Origin of the sequence: Streptomyces yokosukanensis (genome assembly GCF_001514035.1) — a bacterium.
GTDB classification, from domain to species: domain Bacteria; phylum Actinomycetota; class Actinomycetes; order Streptomycetales; family Streptomycetaceae; genus Streptomyces; species Streptomyces yokosukanensis.
The window spans coordinates 1-14,550 of record NZ_KQ948215.1 but is presented as its reverse complement, the minus strand read 5'-3'; the positions used below and the strand labels follow the sequence as shown (position 1 = coordinate 14,550).

Genomic DNA, 14,550 nt, shown 5'->3' with positions numbered 1-14,550 from the left:
TCAGCTCACCTTCGCCTCTGACCGCGGTTTCCCGGCGAGGAGATCGCGCTCGAAGGGGTCGCCGTGCAGATACCGTCCGAGCGCGGTGAGCGGGAAGACCTGTCGGTACAGGTGGTAGTTGATGGAGAAGTCCCAGGGGAAGCCGGTGCCGGTGAAGTACGGCTCGTCCCAGGAGCCGTCCTCCCGCTGGGTGTCGGACAGCCACTGGATGCCGCGATCGACGGCCTTGGAGCCCTGCTCCCCCGCCGCGAGCAGCGCCATCAGTGCCCACGCGGTCTGCGAGGCCGTCGAGGCACCCCGGCCGCTCCATTCCTTGACGTGCTTGTAGGAGCGCAGATCCTCACCCCAGCCGCCGTCGTCGTTCTGCACGCTCTCCAGCCAGACCACGGCCCGCCGGATCGCCGGGTGCGAGCCGGGCAGCCCGGCGGCGGTCAGTGCGGGGACCACGGACCCGGTGCCGTAGATGTAGTTGACGCCCCAGCGGCCGAACCACGAGCCGTCCGCCTCCTGTTCGGCGAGCAGCCAGTCGATGCCCCGGCGGGTGCGCGGGTCGTGCGCCAGTCCCTCGGCGGCGAGCATCTCCACGACGTGCGCGGTGACGTCCGCCGACGGCGGGTCGATGACCTCGCCGAAGTCGCAGAACGGCAGCCGGTTCGGGAACGGGCTGGTGTTGTCGACGTCGAAGGCGCCCCACGCGCCGTTCTTCGACTGCATCCCGAAGTTCCAGCGCACGGCGCGCCCGATGGCCCGGTCCACGCGCTCGGGGTCGTGGTGCCGGACCCGGCGCAGTGCGAGGGCGACCTCGGCGGTGTCGTCGATGTCGGGGTAGTTGTCGTTGTGGAACTCGAACGCCCAGCCGCCCGGCGGCAGTCCGGGCCGCTTCACGGCCCAGTCACCGGGCCGCACGATCTCCTCGCCGAGCATCCAGTCGGCCGCCTTGACCAGTTGCGGATGGTCGGCGGGCAGCCCGGCGTCGACGAGCGCGATGGCGGCGAGGCAGGTGTCCCACACCGGGGACTGGCAGGCCTCGATCATCCGGGCGCCGTCCTCGCGCCACACGGCGAAACGGTCCAGCGAGGCGAGGCCCTCGCGCATCACCGGATGCTCCAGGTCGTAGCCGAGCAGGTACAGGGCGATGACCGAGTACACGGCCGGGGGCTGGATGCCGCCCCAGCAGCCGTCGTTCTCCTGCCGCTCGATGATCCAGCGGGCGGCGGAGTTCATCGCGGCCTTGCGCAGCCGGCGCGGGACGACCTTGCGCAGTTGGTGCAAGGCCCGGTCCAGCCGCTGGAAGGCACCGTCCCAACTGGCCACCGGGGCGAAGGACATGGGCGGGTTGGGCCGGGCGGGGTCGGTGTGCAGCTCGTCCAGCGGGAAGGGCGCCGGACGCACCGGGCGCTTGGCCGAGACGATGGTCAGCGGCACGATGGTCTGCCGGGCCCAGCATCCGAAGTCGTAGATGTTGAGCGGCATCCAGGACGGGAAGTAGATCAGCTCCGGCGGGAGTTCGGGCAGGTCCTCCCACTTCCACCAGCCGAACAGGGCGAGCCAGATCCGGGTGAAGACACGGCAGGCGGCGATCCCGCCGCGCTCGCGGATCCAGGCGGAAGCTTTCGCCATGTGCGGGGCCTCGGGCGCGTCGCCCGCCAGCCGGAGCGCGACGTACGCCTCGACGGTGGCGGACAGTTCGCCGGGCCCGCCGTAGAAGGTCGCCCAGGTGCCGTCCTCGCGCTGCTCGCCGCGGATGAACTTCGCGGCGGCCTGCGTGGTCTCCTCGTCGCGGATCCCCAGGAACTGACGGAGCAGCAGATCTTCGGCGTCCATGGTGACGTTGGTCTCCAGGTCGCCCTTCCACCAGCCCTGGTCGTCCTGCCTCGCGAGCAGGAAGTCGGTGGCGCGCCGTGCGGCGCGTGCGGCGGCTTCTTGCACCCCGGCCGTCTCGGGGGTGGTCTGAGTGGTGTCGCTGGCCGCGGCAGCGCGGGTCGGCAGAGTCGCCCCGGTGCTTCCGTCGGTCGTCGCTGTCATGGCTTCCCCTTCGTGCAGTCGTGCGAGTCGTGCTGCTGTGGGTCCGCCGTCGGCCGGTGTCCGCATGCGCTGCGGCACCGGCCGGCGACTACGCGATGGTTCGACCGATAGTGATCATCTCTTTCGTACGACGACGAAGTCGGCCAGCGCCGTGAAGGAGTCGCGTACCCGGCCGGGCATGTCGACGGCGTCGAGGGCCTCGATGGCGATGGTGTGCTGGCGGCGCGCTTCCTCGGCCGTCCAGTCGCGACCGCCGGCCTCCTCGATGAGGGCCGCACGGGCCGCGAACTCCTCCTCGGAGAAGTTCTCGAAGTCGCTGCTCTTGGCGTCCGCGGCGAGGATCTCGCCGAGTCGCTCGGAGGCGGAGCCGCCGGCCGCGAGCGCGGCGACGACCGGCAGGGACTTCTTGCGCTGGCGCAGATCGCTCCAGGTCTGCTTGCCGGTGGCCTCCGGGTCGCCCCAGATGCCGAGCAGGTCGTCGACGGCCTGGAAGGCGAGGCCGAGGTGGTAGCCGTACTTCTCCAGCGCGTCGGCCGTGGCGTCGTTCGCGCCGCCGAGGACCGCGCCGATGGAACTGGAGGCCGCGAGCAGCGCGCCGGTCTTGTTGCCCTCCATCTCCAGGCACTCCTCGACGCTGACGCGGTCGCGGTGCTCGTAGGAGATGTCCTGCGCCTGGCCGTCGATCAGGGCGCGGGTGGCGGTGGTCAGCCGGCGGGTGGCACGGCCTGCCTCCACCGAACCGAGCTCCAGCAGCACCTCGTTGGCGAGGGCGAAGAGGGCGTCGCCGACCAGGATCGCCTGGGCGGGGCCGTGCACCTTCCAGACCGTGTCGCGGTGGCGGCGCTGCTCGTCGCCGTCCATCAGGTCGTCGTGCAGCAAGGAGAAGTTGTGGACGAGTTCGACGGCGACCGCGCCGGGGATGCCCACCTCGGGCGCGGCACCGGTGACCTCGGCGGAGAGAACGGCGAGCGCGGGACGCACCGCCTTGCCGCCGTCGCCGTCGGCCGGGTTGCCGGCGGCGTCGATCCAGCCGAAGTGGTAGGCGGCGACGGTGTCCATGGGAGACGCCAGCCGGTCTACGGCCGCACGCAGAACCGGAGTGGCCAGCGTCCGGCCGCGCTCCAGCAGCGCGGTCACGTCCACCGCGGCCCGTGGGACGGGCGTCGAGGCCGGGGGCACAGTGGGCACAGTCTCTCCTCTTGTTGCGGTACCGGGGGTGCGGGGGCCCGCCGCATGCCTGGAGGGCATCAGGCCGCCTCCTCGAACTCGAAGAGATGGCGGGGGCGGGGCCGGCCCAGGGCACTGAGGGCGGCGTCGGCCGCGCTCACTCCACTGCGGACCGCACTCTCCATGGTCGCGGGCCACCCGGTGGCGGTCCACGCTCCGGCCAGATACAGGCCGGGGGCCTTGGTGCGGGCGCCGGGCCGCAGCCGCCCGACGCCGGGGGTGGGGGCGAACGTGGCCGTGCGCTCCCGGGTCACGAAGAAGTCCCTCACCTCGGCGCCGCGCGCACCCGGGATGAGTCGCTCCAGCTCGGGCAGATAGCGCTCGCGCAGGTCGGCGACCGGCAGGTCGATCTCTTCGTGGGCGGCCGACTGGGACAGCGCGAGGTACTGGCCCGCGCCGAGCCCGGAGGCGTCGGTGCGGTCGAAGACCCACTGCACGGGGGTGCCGAGGGCCGCGAAGAAGGGACGCGCCAGGACCTTGCGGTCGTAGACGACATGGACGTTGAGGATCGGCGCGGTACCGATCCCCAAGAGCCGCTCGGGGGCGTCGAGGGCACCGGGCGGCAGGAGATCGTGGGCCTCGCGCTGGGGTACGGCGAGGACGACGGCGTCGGTTTCGAGGCGCTCGCCGGGAACCTGAACGCTCCAGGTGCCGTTCTCGTTGATAGAGACGGAGGTGACGCGTGTACGGACCTCGGTACGGACGCCCGCGGAGTCGAGCGCCTTGCGGGCCAGCCGGTCGTGCAGTTCGCCCAGCGGGACATGGGCCCAGCCGATGTCGGCCGCGCCCGGGTCGGACAGCAGACCGGTCTTGAACACCATCGCGGCGAGCCCCAGCGAGGCGTCGCCCGCGACCGCGTTGAGGGTGGCGACCCCGACCAGGTCCCACAAGGCCTCGACAGCACGCGCCGACTGGCCGTGTGCGGCCAGCCAGCTGCCGAAGTCCTGCGTGTCCAGGTTCGGATCGGCGAGGTCGAGCCCCTTCAGCGCGAGCGCGGCCCGCCCGACCGCGGCGCGCTCGGCGAGCGAGAGGTGCGGATAGGCGGCCAGGCTGCGCCCCAGGTGGAGGGGGACGGGCAGTGGGTCGCGCCGCAGCCTGCCGAGCCGTCTGCCCTCGGGCTTGGCGACGTCGACGACGGGCACGTCCAGGCGCTCCTGCAGCGGTGCCAGTGCCGCGCCCCGGATCCGGTCGAGGAACCAGCGGTAGGCGGTGCAGCAGCGCAGGTACACGTGCTGGCCGTTGTCGACGGTCAGCTCGCCGCGCTGGAAGGAGAAGGCGAGGCCGCCCAGCCTGGGCCTGCCTTCGAGCAGGGTGACGCGGACGCCCGCGTCGGCGAGCGCGAGCGCGGCAGTGATCCCGGCGAGCCCGCCGCCGACCACGACGGCGCTGCGGCCCGCCGCGTGCTCTCCGACCGCGGTGCCGTGCGCCTGCGCGGGGCGCGAGCCGTCGCTCATCGTGCGTCCTTCCGTGCGTGCCGAGCGTGCAGATCGAACGGTGCACGGTCGGCTGTCGCACTCAGGGACGCCACGCCGCGGACAAGGGTTGCCTGCCGCGTGTCCCCTGGTTCTGCGAGGTCCATCAGGCGCGCCTCCTGACGGACCGCGGGGAGACATGGCGGGTCACGTGCCGGGTGTCCAGACCGGACAGTCCGCGCACGGCGACGTAGGCCTTCTCGCGCCCGGGCAGCGAGACCCGGCCGCGCAGCACCGCCTCCGGATCGCGTTCGATGCGGTCCAGCAGCCGGCGGTAGATGCCGGCCATGGCGGCGACACAGGCGCCGCTGCGCCGGTCGAGCATGGGCAGCAGCCGGTAGCCCTCGGCGAAAAGGGCACGGGCCCGCCGTACCTCGAAGTGCACGAGGCCCGCGAAGTCGGAGCCCTCGGGTGGAGTGGGCCCGTCGAACCCGGCCGAGCAGCCGAACTTGGCCAGGTCGTCGGCGGGCAGATAGGTACGGCCGCCCTCGGCGTCCTCGCGGACGTCCCTGAGGATGTTGGTCAGCTGCAGCGCGAGCCCGAGGGTGTCGGCGTACTCGGAGGCGCGCTCGGCGCCGCGCGCTCCCGGTTCGGTGCCGAACACGCCGAGCGAGAGGCGGCCGATGGCACCGGCGACACACCGGCAGTAGACCTTGAGGTCGTCCCAGGTCTCGTACGTCTCGCCGCGCACGTCCATCTGGACGCCGTCGATCAGCTCGTCGAGGCCGCCGAGCGGGATCGGGAAAGCGCATGCGGCGTGGGCGAGAGCGACCGCGACCGGATCGGTGTCGTCCTCCTCCACCTCGCCCTCCCGCACCCGGGCGAGCAGCGCCCTGGTGTCCTCGAGCCGCTTCAGCTTCACCTCGTCGACCAGATCGCCGTCGCCGATGTCGTCCACGCGTCGGGAAAACGCGTACAGCGCCGACATGGCGCGGCGCTTGGGCGTCGGCAGCAGGCGGATGCCGTAGGCGAAGTTACGTGCCTGCTGCCCGGTGACGGTCTCGCAGTAGCTGTAGGCGGCGAGTACCGGTGCGGACACGTGTGATGGAGAATCCACGGTCCGGATCACCCCTCTCCTCGCAGGATCACGCCCGCCTCACGCAGCAACTGGACCTTGCCGGGTCTGGGCGGGCCGGGAAGTACGTCGTATTCGGCTGCGGCGATCGCCCTGACCGCCGCCCTTCCCCCCGCCACGAACCCCGCGAGCAACAGCTTCAACCTGCCGTGGACGCTACCCACCAGGGGGGCGCCTTCATTCAGCAGATCACGGGCGCGTTGTGCTTCGTATGCAACCAGGGCGCGCACCGATGCGCCTGCGGTTTTTGCGCCAAGATCCGTTTCCTGGACGTGAAAGCGCTTCATGTCCTCGGCCGGGAGGTAGATCCGGTCCCGGCCGAGGTCCTCGGCGACGTCCTGGAGGTGTTCGACAATCTGCAGCGCGGTGCAGATCGCGTCGGAGAGGCGGATCCGCTCGGGGGTCGAGGTTCCGGTGACGCCGAGGACGAGGCGGCCGACGGGGTTGGCGGACAGTTCGCAGTAGGCGAGGAGGTCGTCGTAGGTCTCGTACCGGGTGACGAGCTGGTCCTGGCGGTTGGCCGCGATCAGGCCGAGGAAGGGTTCGGGGGTGAGGGAGCGGCGGCGGACGGTGGGCTGCAGCCGGCGCAGCAGCGGATGGCTCGGGGTGCCGTCGAAGACACGGCGCAGATCGGCCTCGAACGCGTCGAGGAGGACCAGGCGGTCCTCCGCCTCGTCGGGCGACACGCCGAGCGCGCGGGCGTCGGCCCCGCCGGGGGCGAGGTCGCCGTCACCGATGTCGTCGACCAGACGGGCGAAGCCGTAGACGGCCATGAGGTCGTCGCGCCACGCCCGGGGCAGGAAGAAAGGGGCCACGGGAAAGTTCTCGCTCGCGGCTTTGTCCAGGGTGGCGCTCTCCAGGTCGGGCGCCATCAGGCCGGCCGTCATCGGGCGCTGCCCGGGGCGGGGACGGCACATGCTGCGTTGAGCTGGGGAGTTTCCGTAGCCATTGCCGTCACATCTCCCGTTCTACACTGCCGACCCAATACACACTATTTCGGACACGCCGCCCGGCAATTCGCGGGGTCGCCCTGACACAGGGTGTCGCGCAATATCGCCCCACTTGCCGCTTTCCGGCACCGGTACAGCTTACGTTGTACAACGCAGCAAGGTCCGTCGGGGTGTCCTGCACATCACAACAACACACCGATTGGTTCCAAGATTCCTGGCTCAGACCGGAGTTGACAGTTCCTTTACGGACGCGGAGCCCTGCCGGACGGCTTCCGGCGGGGCTCTGGCCGAAACGGACTACTTGCCCGTGAACTTCTCGTACTCCTTCAAAACCTCTTCGGTCGGTCCGTCCATACGCAGCTCACCGCGCTCCAGCCACAGGACGCGGTTGCAGGTGTCGCGGATGGACTTGTTGTTGTGACTGACGAGAAACACCGTGCCGGCCTCCTTGCGCAGTTCCCGGATGCGTTCCTCGGAGCGCTTCTGGAACTTGCGGTCACCGGTGGCGAGCGCCTCGTCGATCATGAGGACGTCGTGGTCCTTGGCGGCGGCGATGGAGAACCGCAGCCGGGCCGCCATACCGGAGGAGTACGTCCGCATCGGCAGGGTGATGAAGTCGCCCTTCTCATTGATGCCCGAGAAGTCGACGATGTCCTGGTAGCGCTCCTTGACCTGCTCACGCGACATGCCCATGGCGAGACCGCCCAGGATCACGTTCCGCTCGCCGGTCAGGTCGTTCATCAGGGCCGCGTTGACGCCGAGCAGCGAGGGCTGGCCGTCGGTGTAGACCTTGCCCTTCTCGGCGGGCAGCAGACCGGCGATGGCGCGCAGCAGCGTGGACTTGCCCGAGCCGTTGGAGCCGATCAGGCCGATGGCCTCCCCGCGGTAGGCGACGAAGGACACACCGCGCACGGCGTGCACCTTGCGCACCCCGCTCCCCTCGCCGCGCTTCAGGATCCGGCTCAGCGCGGCCGTCGCGCTGCCCTTGCCGGTCTTGGCACCGTTGACCCGGTAGACGATGTGCAGGTCGTCGGCGATGACGGTGGGACGGCGCTCACCGGCGCCCGCTCCGGCGGCCTGCCCGATGTCCTGTGCGCCGTCCTGCGCGACGCTCTGCTCGGTGTCGCGCTCGGCGTTCTGCTCAGCCACGGCCGTACCTCTCCTCCGCCTTCCAGAAGTACACGAAACCGCCGACGAAGACGGCCACGGCCCAGAACAGCGCGATGGCCCACACGTGCGGGGGCAGGTTCGAGGCGCCGTAGCCGTCGATCAGCGCGTAGCGCATCAGGTCCATGTAGACCGCGGCGGGGTTGACCTGGAGCAGCCGGACCGCGATCTCGGAGCGGCCCTCCATCATCTTGTTGATGGAGAACATGACGCCGGAGGTGTACATCCAGGTGCGCAGGATGAACGGCATCAGCTGGGCGAGGTCCGGGGTCTTGGCGCCCATGCGGGCCACGATCAGCGCGAGCCCGGTGTTGAAGAGGAACTGCAGCAGCAGCACCGGCACGATCAGCAGCCAGCCCGGGCTCGGGTAGCTGCCGAAGCCGATCGCCACGACGAACATCACGATCATCGAGAAGAGCAGCTGCTGGAGCTGCTGCAGCGAGAAGGAGATGGGCAGCGCGGCGCGCGGGAAGTGCAGGGCGCGCACCAGGCCCAGGTTGCCGGAGATCGCGCGCACGCCCGACATGACGGAACTCTGCGTGAACGTGAACACGAACACACCCGTGACCAGGAACGGGATGTACACGTCCTGGGGCAGGCCACGGCTCGCGTGCAGGATCACGCCGAAGATGAAGTAGTACACGCCCGCGTTGAGCAGCGGTGTCGCCACCTGCCACAGCTGGCCGAGCTTGGCCTGGCTGTACTGCGCCGTCAGCTTCGCCTGGGAGAAGGCGAGGACGAAGTGACGCCGCCCCCACAGCTGGCGGACGTACTCGGGCAGCGAGGGCCGGGCGCCGCTCACGGCGAGCCCGTGCGCGGCGGCGAGCTGCGCCGCCGTCGGCCCCTCGTCGGGCGACGGCATCGCGCTCACCGCGACACCGCCGTCATGCGTTATGTGACTCACGAGTGGAAATCCGGACTCTCTCGGTAAGAAGCTTGCTCTCTTCGGGTAAGAGAAGCTTCTCAGATCACCGGAGGCCGTCCCAGCCGGGTCAGCCGCCACACGGTCCGCCAGCGCATGGGACGGCGCGGGCCGCACGGCGAGGTCCAGCCCTCCCGGAATCCGCCGAACCACGCCCGCAGGGCCGCCCGGGACGGGCGGCGCAGCAGCGTGAGCAGCATCCAGACTCCGAGGTAGACCGGGACCAGGGGGGCGGGGAGATTGCGGCGGGCGAGCCAGACCCGGTTGCGGGCGACCATGCGGTGGTACACCGCGTGCCGCGAGGGCGCGGTCGTCGGGTGGTACAGCACCATGTCCGACCGGTAGTCGATCATCCAGCCGGCGTCGAGGGCCCGCCAGGCCAGGTCGGTCTCCTCATGGGCGTAGAAGAACTCGTCCGGCAGGCCGCCGACCTCGGCGAAGACCCGCGTGCGCACGGCGTTGGCGCCGCCGAGGAAGGTGGTGACGCGCGAGGAGCGCATCGGGTCGGAGGCGCGCAGCCGCGGCACATGGCGGCGCTGGGTCTCGCCGGTGTCGGGGTCGGCGATACGGAAGCTGACGATGCCGAGCCGGGAGTCCGCGGCGAAGGCCTCGCGGCACAGCTCGGCGGTGTCGTGCCGGGCGAGCAGGCCGTCGTCGTCGAGGAAGAGCAGTATGTCGACATCGCGGCCGCTGGGCCCGAAGGCCTCGGTGCCGACGTTGCGGCCGCCGGGGATGCCCAGGTTCTCGGGCAGCTCCACCGTCCGCACCCCGTCGGGGACGTCCGGGACGGGCGAGCCGTTGCCGACGACCACCACCTCGACCGGGTCGCCGTCCTGCTTGGCGACCGAGTCGAGCAGGGCGCGCAGCTCCTCGGGCCGGTTGCCCATGGTGATGATGACGGCGCCGACCTTCACGGCACTCACTTCAGCCTGCTGGAGGCGAGGATGGACACCAGGTGCAGCAGGGTCTGCAGCAGGGCGATACCGGCGAGGACGGCCGTACCGAGCCGGGTGAAGAACAGGTCGCCGCGGACCTGGTCGGCGATCGCGAGGAGCAGGATCAGCAGCGAGGCCTCGATGCCGAGGATGAGGCGGTGGAACTTCAGCGCCGCGGCGGCCCGGCGGGCCAGCGCCATGCCGGAGGAGCGCAGCTCGGAGGCGGCCTCCTGCACGGGCGGCTTGCCGGTCTGGTGCCGGGCGACGCCGACCAGGTCGGTCTCGGCCTTGATCAGGATGGCGCCGAGCGCGGCGAGCGTGCCGAGGAAGGCCCACAGCCAGTCGATACGGCCGCTGCCCCACAGGTCGGCGGCGCGCAGGCCAAGGCCCACCAGGACGGCCGCGTCGGTCAGATAGGCACCGACGCGGTCCAGGTAGACCCCGCCGAGCGAGTACTGCTTCTTCCAGCGGGCGATCTCGCCGTCGACGCAGTCCAGCAGCAGATACAGCTGGGTGGCGACCACGCCGAGCACGGCGCCCCAGATCCCCGGCACCAGCAGCGCCGGGGCCGCGAGCACGCCGCAGACAGTCATCAGGTACGTGAGCTGGTTGGGCGTGACCCTGGTGTTCACCAGGTAGCGGTCGACGCGCAGGGACACCTCGCGCATGTAGAGGCGTCCCGCCCAGTGCTCACCGCTGCGCCGGTCCTTCACCCCCGCGGGGTGGACGACCGGACGGAGTTCAGCTACCGATGGCCTTGACATAGTCGGCGTAGATGTCCTTGATCTGGTTCGTCTTGAGGTCGAGGTGTTCGAGGATCGTGTAGCGGCCGGGCCGGGTCTCCGGGGCGAACTCCACAGCGCGGACGAACTCGTCCACGGTGAAGCCGATCTCCTCCGGGAGCACGGGGAGCCCGTGCCGGCGCAGCACTTCGGCGGTGTGGACCGCCTCCTCGTGGGCTCCGCGCAGATACGTCGCGAAGGCCGCACCGAGTCCGCACTGTTCGCCGTGGGCGGCGGCCCGCTGGGGGAACAGCAGGTCGAAGGCGTGGTTGATCTCGTGGCAGGAGCCGGAGGACGGCCGGGAGTCGCCGGAGATCGACATCGAGATACCGCTGAGGACCAGCGCCTCGGCGAGCACCTGGAGGAAGTCGTTGTCGCCGATGCCGCCGGGGTGGCGCAGGACCGCCTCGCCGGCCTGACGGGCCATGGCCGCGGCGAGACCGTCGATCTTCTCGCCGTTGACGCGGTTGGACAGCTCCCAGTCCGCGACCGCGTTGATGTTGGAGATCGCGTCGCCGATGCCGGCCCGGACGAAGCGGGCCGGGGCCTCGCGGATCACGTCCAGGTCGATGACGACACCGATCGGGTTCGGCACACCGTAGGAGCCGCGCCCGGCGTCGTTGTCGAGGGTGGCGACCGGCGAGCACAGGCCGTCGTGCGCGAGGTTCGTCGGCACGGCGACCAGGGGCAGGCCGATGCGCGCCGCGGCGAACTTGGCGCAGTCGATGATCTTGCCGCCGCCGAGCCCGACCACCGCGTCGTAGTGGCCGGATTTCATCTCTCCGGCCAGCCGGACGGCGTCGTCGAGGGTGCCCCCGCCGACCTCGTACCAGCTGGCGCCGGGCAGTGTCGGGGCGATGCGCTCGCGCAGCTTGCTGCCGGAGCCGTTGCTGACGGCGACGGCGAGCCGGCCGGAGTGCGCGATGCGCTCGTCGGCGAGGACACAGGCCAGGTCGTCCAGGGCACCCGGGCGGATGTCCACGACGACCGGCGACGGAATGAGCCGGGTCAGTAGCGGCACGCGATCTCCCGTCCCTTGGCGAGGTCGTCGTGGTTGTCGATCTCGACCCAGCTGACGTCGCCGATCGGCGCCACGTCGATCCGGAAGCCGCGGTCGACCAGCTCCTGGTACCCGTGCTCGTAGAACTGCTGCGGGTCGGTCTCCCAGACCGTCTTCAGCGCGTCGGCCAGCTCGGGGGCGGCGTCGCCCTCGATCAGGGTGACGCCGATGTACTCGCCGGTGGCCTCGGCGGGGTCCATCAGCTTGGTGATCTTCGTCATCCCCTTGCCGGGGTCGACGACGACCTTCATCTCCTCGTCCGCGAGGGACTTCACGGTGTCCAGGGCGAGGATGATCCTCTTGCCCTCGCCGCGCGCGGCGAGCAGCGTCTTCTCGACGGAGACCGGGTGCACGGTGTCGCCGTTGGCGAGGATCACACCGTCCTTGAGGGCGTCACGCCCGCACCACAGGGAATAGGCGTTGTTCCACTCCTCGGCCTTGTCGTTGTCGATGAGGGTGAGCTTGAGGCCGTACTTCTGCTCCAGGGCGGCCTTGCGCTCGTAGACGGCCTCCTTGCGGTAGCCGACGATGATCGCGACCTCGCTCAGCCCGATCTCGGCGAAATTGCCGAGGGTCAGGTCGAGCACCGTGATCGAGTCCTCTATGCCCGCAGGCCCCACCGGCACCAGTGCCTTGGGCAGGCTGTCGGTGTAAGGGCGCAGACGCCGTCCGGCGCCGGCCGCCAGCACGAGGCCGATCATGCGGGTTCTCCTTCGTCGTGTACGGCTGGGGCCCCGGCGGAGACCCAGAAGCGGATGCTCTCGACGAGCACCACGAGGGCCACGGCCACGGCGAGGACCGTGAGCGCGACCGTGAACTGCGAGGCGGTGAGCGCCGCGGCAAGGACGGTGACGAGCAGCGTCCGCCCCTCGTGCCCCCCGATGGCGCGCACCAGCCAAGCCGGGGGCGCCCCGGCGTCACCGCGGATGCGGTACACCGTGTCGTAGTGATGGTAGGCGACGGCGGCCACCAGGCCGAAAGCCGCAGGGAGGGCACCGTTCACGCCTGCTTCACTCGCGAGGGCGAGGAGGGTGCCGTACTCGGCGGCCCGGAAGAAGGGCGGGACCAGCCAGTCCAGGGCGCCCTTGAGGGGGCGGGCGGTGGCGAGGGCCGAGGTGAGGACGTAGACGAGGGCGCCGATGACCGGCATCACCGAGCCGTAGCCGGTGAGGGCCGAGCAGGCGACGACCGCGGCACCGCCCAGGAAGGCGGCGGGCACGGCCAGGCCGGGCAGGCCCCGGCCGAGGACGCGTCGTACGGCCTCGGCGAGCGGGCCGGAGTCGGCGAGGTCGGCGAGGGCCTGCGCGGCCCGGTCGGTCCGCCGCGCCTTGCGGGTCAGAGAGCGCAGCACCCGGCCGGCCGTGGTGTACGTCGCCGCGAAGGCGCAGCCGACGAGCAGGACGTAGAAGGTGATCCGGGGCGTGGTGGCGGCGGTGAGGACCGCGATCATCGCCCAGCGTTCGCCGATGGGCAGGACGATCATCCGGCGCACCCACACCGTCCAGCCGACGCTGTCCAGCTTGTCGGAGAGGGCGGCGGTGGGGCTGGTGTTGGCGGTGGCGTCGTGGTTGGCCTCGTTGAAGGAGAAGTCGACCACGTGCCGGCAGGTCTGCAGGATCATCGCGCCGAGCGCGAGCGCCCATACGTCGTCATGGCCGCCGCGGGCCGCGCCGAGGGCGAGGCCCGCGTAGTAGGCGTACTCCTTGGCTCGGTCGAACGTGGCGTCGAGCCAGGCGCCGAGCGTGGAGTACTGCAGGGAGTAGCGGGCGAGCTGGCCGTCGGTGCAGTCCAGCACGAAGGAGGCGATCAGCAGCACACCGGCCGCGATGAACCCCGCGCGCGTGCCCGTCGCCGCGCAGCCCGCCGCGATCAGGGCGGTGAGCAGCGAGGCCGTGGTGACCTGGTTCGGGGTCAGGCCGCGGCGGGCGCACCAGCGGGCGATGTAGCGCGAGTAAGGGCTGATGAAGAAGGTGGTGAAGAAACCGTCACGGGACTTCACGGCCGACTTCAGGCGTACGGCCTCGTCATCGACGGCGGCGACGGCCTGGCGGGCCTCGTTGCGGGCCTGCGGGTCGGCGGGTACGGCGGCGACCAGGCTGCCCAGCTCGGGCCGGTGCACCGCGCAGTCGTCGGAGTCGAGGGCGGTGGCGACGCGGTCGGCGAGGCTGTCCACGGCGAGCGCCGTACCGCCGCCGGCCGAGGTCTCGCGGGCGACGGCCCGGGTCAGCTCCTGCCGGGCGGCCGACTGGGCGGTGACGGCGCCGGGGACGGCGGAGAGCGGGAAGCGCGGGTCGGTCAGGCCGAGGCGCAGGGCGTGCGGGTGGCCGACGAAACGGGCGTCGACCAGGGCCACGCGCTCGCCCGCCGGAGCGGCGGCGAGCAGGGTCTCGGCCTCGGTGGCGTCCGCAGCCACCCGGACGTCGAAGCCGAGCGACCGCAGATCGTTCTCGAGGGACGATCCGGGGACCGGTTGACCGGTGACGATGGCGGTCGGCAACCGAACTCACTCCCTGGGTGCCGGCGCGCGGGCGCCGGTCTCTTGCATGGTGGGGCGCCCTGCGTGCGGCACCCGGGCGGCATGACGGCAGAGGCTATCGGATGCGCCAGAGCCCTTGTTCACCGGCCGTTCACGGCCCGGCCCACGGGTGCTGCCCCGTCCTTTGCCGCGATCATCATCGGTGATCCGGGGCCCGGGCGACAAACCGTCGGCGCAGACCTGGGCATCCGGGACAGGCGGACGGGGCGCTCAGGGCCTCTCTTTCGAATCTTGCCGGGGTCGCGGGCCCTGGCACGCGCATCTGCCGCGTTGTCGTCACTCGCCGACGCCCCGCGTCGACTCCCTCCTCCGCCTTGCAGCTGCACGCACCAGACCCCGCTCGGGACGACCGGAAGGCACTGTCGCCCAAGGCCGGCCTGATCCGAAAGAAAGACCCTA

At 71.1% G+C, this 14,550-nt stretch carries 13 protein-coding genes; all 13 read right to left on the bottom strand.

Translation table 11 applies throughout. The features are described 5' to 3' along the window. The 13 genes from shc to AQI95_RS24240 all read right to left on the bottom strand — a co-directional run bounded on the left by shc (position 1) and on the right by AQI95_RS24240 (position 14,112). On the bottom strand, positions 1-2,025 hold the full coding sequence (shc, locus tag AQI95_RS24295; RefSeq protein WP_067127596.1) for a squalene--hopene cyclase: 2,025 nt from the start codon (positions 2,023-2,025) through the stop codon (positions 1-3). 114 nt (positions 2,026-2,139) lie between these two features. After that, entirely contained in the window at positions 2,140-3,204 is a 1,065-nt protein-coding gene (locus tag AQI95_RS24290) for a polyprenyl synthetase family protein (protein ID WP_067127593.1), read from the bottom strand. Positions 3,205-3,272: 68 nt separating this feature from the next. Then, positions 3,273-4,706, bottom strand: a complete 1,434-nt coding sequence (hpnE, locus tag AQI95_RS24285) for a hydroxysqualene dehydroxylase HpnE (RefSeq protein WP_067127589.1) — start codon at positions 4,704-4,706, stop codon at positions 3,273-3,275. After that, positions 4,703-4,831, bottom strand: a complete 129-nt coding sequence (locus tag AQI95_RS50395; RefSeq protein WP_362613059.1) for a DUF6380 family protein — start codon at positions 4,829-4,831, stop codon at positions 4,703-4,705. Before AQI95_RS50395 ends, hpnE begins: the two co-directional genes overlap by 4 nt. Continuing rightward, a complete protein-coding gene (hpnD, locus tag AQI95_RS24280) occupies positions 4,831-5,793 on the bottom strand; it encodes a presqualene diphosphate synthase HpnD (protein WP_067127586.1) in 963 nt (320 codons plus the stop codon). Before hpnD ends, AQI95_RS50395 begins: the two co-directional genes overlap by 1 nt. Further along, on the bottom strand, positions 5,790-6,686 hold the full coding sequence (gene hpnC, locus AQI95_RS24275; protein ID WP_067127583.1) for a squalene synthase HpnC: 897 nt from the start codon (positions 6,684-6,686) through the stop codon (positions 5,790-5,792). The genes hpnD and hpnC overlap by 4 nt, the downstream gene beginning before the upstream one ends. A 360-nt stretch (positions 6,687-7,046) precedes the next feature. Continuing rightward, the gene (locus tag AQI95_RS24270; protein WP_067128533.1) at positions 7,047-7,835 is read right to left on the bottom strand and encodes an ABC transporter ATP-binding protein; all 789 of its coding nucleotides are present in this window, start codon (positions 7,833-7,835) and stop codon (positions 7,047-7,049) included. 55 nt (positions 7,836-7,890) lie between these two features. Next, positions 7,891-8,820 (bottom strand): ABC transporter permease, encoded by a 930-nt coding sequence (locus AQI95_RS24265; RefSeq protein WP_079071443.1) that lies wholly within the window; start codon positions 8,818-8,820, stop codon positions 7,891-7,893. 59 nt (positions 8,821-8,879) lie between these two features. After that, positions 8,880-9,752, bottom strand: a complete 873-nt coding sequence (locus AQI95_RS24260) for a glycosyltransferase family 2 protein (protein ID WP_067127578.1) — start codon at positions 9,750-9,752, stop codon at positions 8,880-8,882. A 5-nt stretch (positions 9,753-9,757) separates the two neighbouring features. Further along, positions 9,758-10,537: a CDP-alcohol phosphatidyltransferase family protein gene (locus AQI95_RS24255; protein ID WP_079071473.1), complete on the bottom strand. Its 780-nt coding sequence runs from the start codon at positions 10,535-10,537 to the stop codon at positions 9,758-9,760. Further along, on the bottom strand, positions 10,515-11,576 hold the full coding sequence (locus AQI95_RS24250) for an iron-containing alcohol dehydrogenase family protein (protein WP_067127574.1): 1,062 nt from the start codon (positions 11,574-11,576) through the stop codon (positions 10,515-10,517). Before AQI95_RS24250 ends, AQI95_RS24255 begins: the two co-directional genes overlap by 23 nt. Beyond that, positions 11,564-12,316 carry a phosphocholine cytidylyltransferase family protein gene (locus AQI95_RS24245; protein WP_067127571.1) on the bottom strand — a complete coding sequence of 251 codons (753 nt, stop codon included), beginning with the start codon at positions 12,314-12,316 and terminating at the stop codon, positions 11,564-11,566. The genes AQI95_RS24250 and AQI95_RS24245 overlap by 13 nt, the downstream gene beginning before the upstream one ends. After that, complete coding sequence (locus AQI95_RS24240) at positions 12,313-14,112, bottom strand: DUF5941 domain-containing protein (protein ID WP_067127568.1); 1,800 nt, start codon at positions 14,110-14,112, stop codon at positions 12,313-12,315. Before AQI95_RS24240 ends, AQI95_RS24245 begins: the two co-directional genes overlap by 4 nt. Positions 14,113-14,550: the final 438 nt, after the last annotated feature.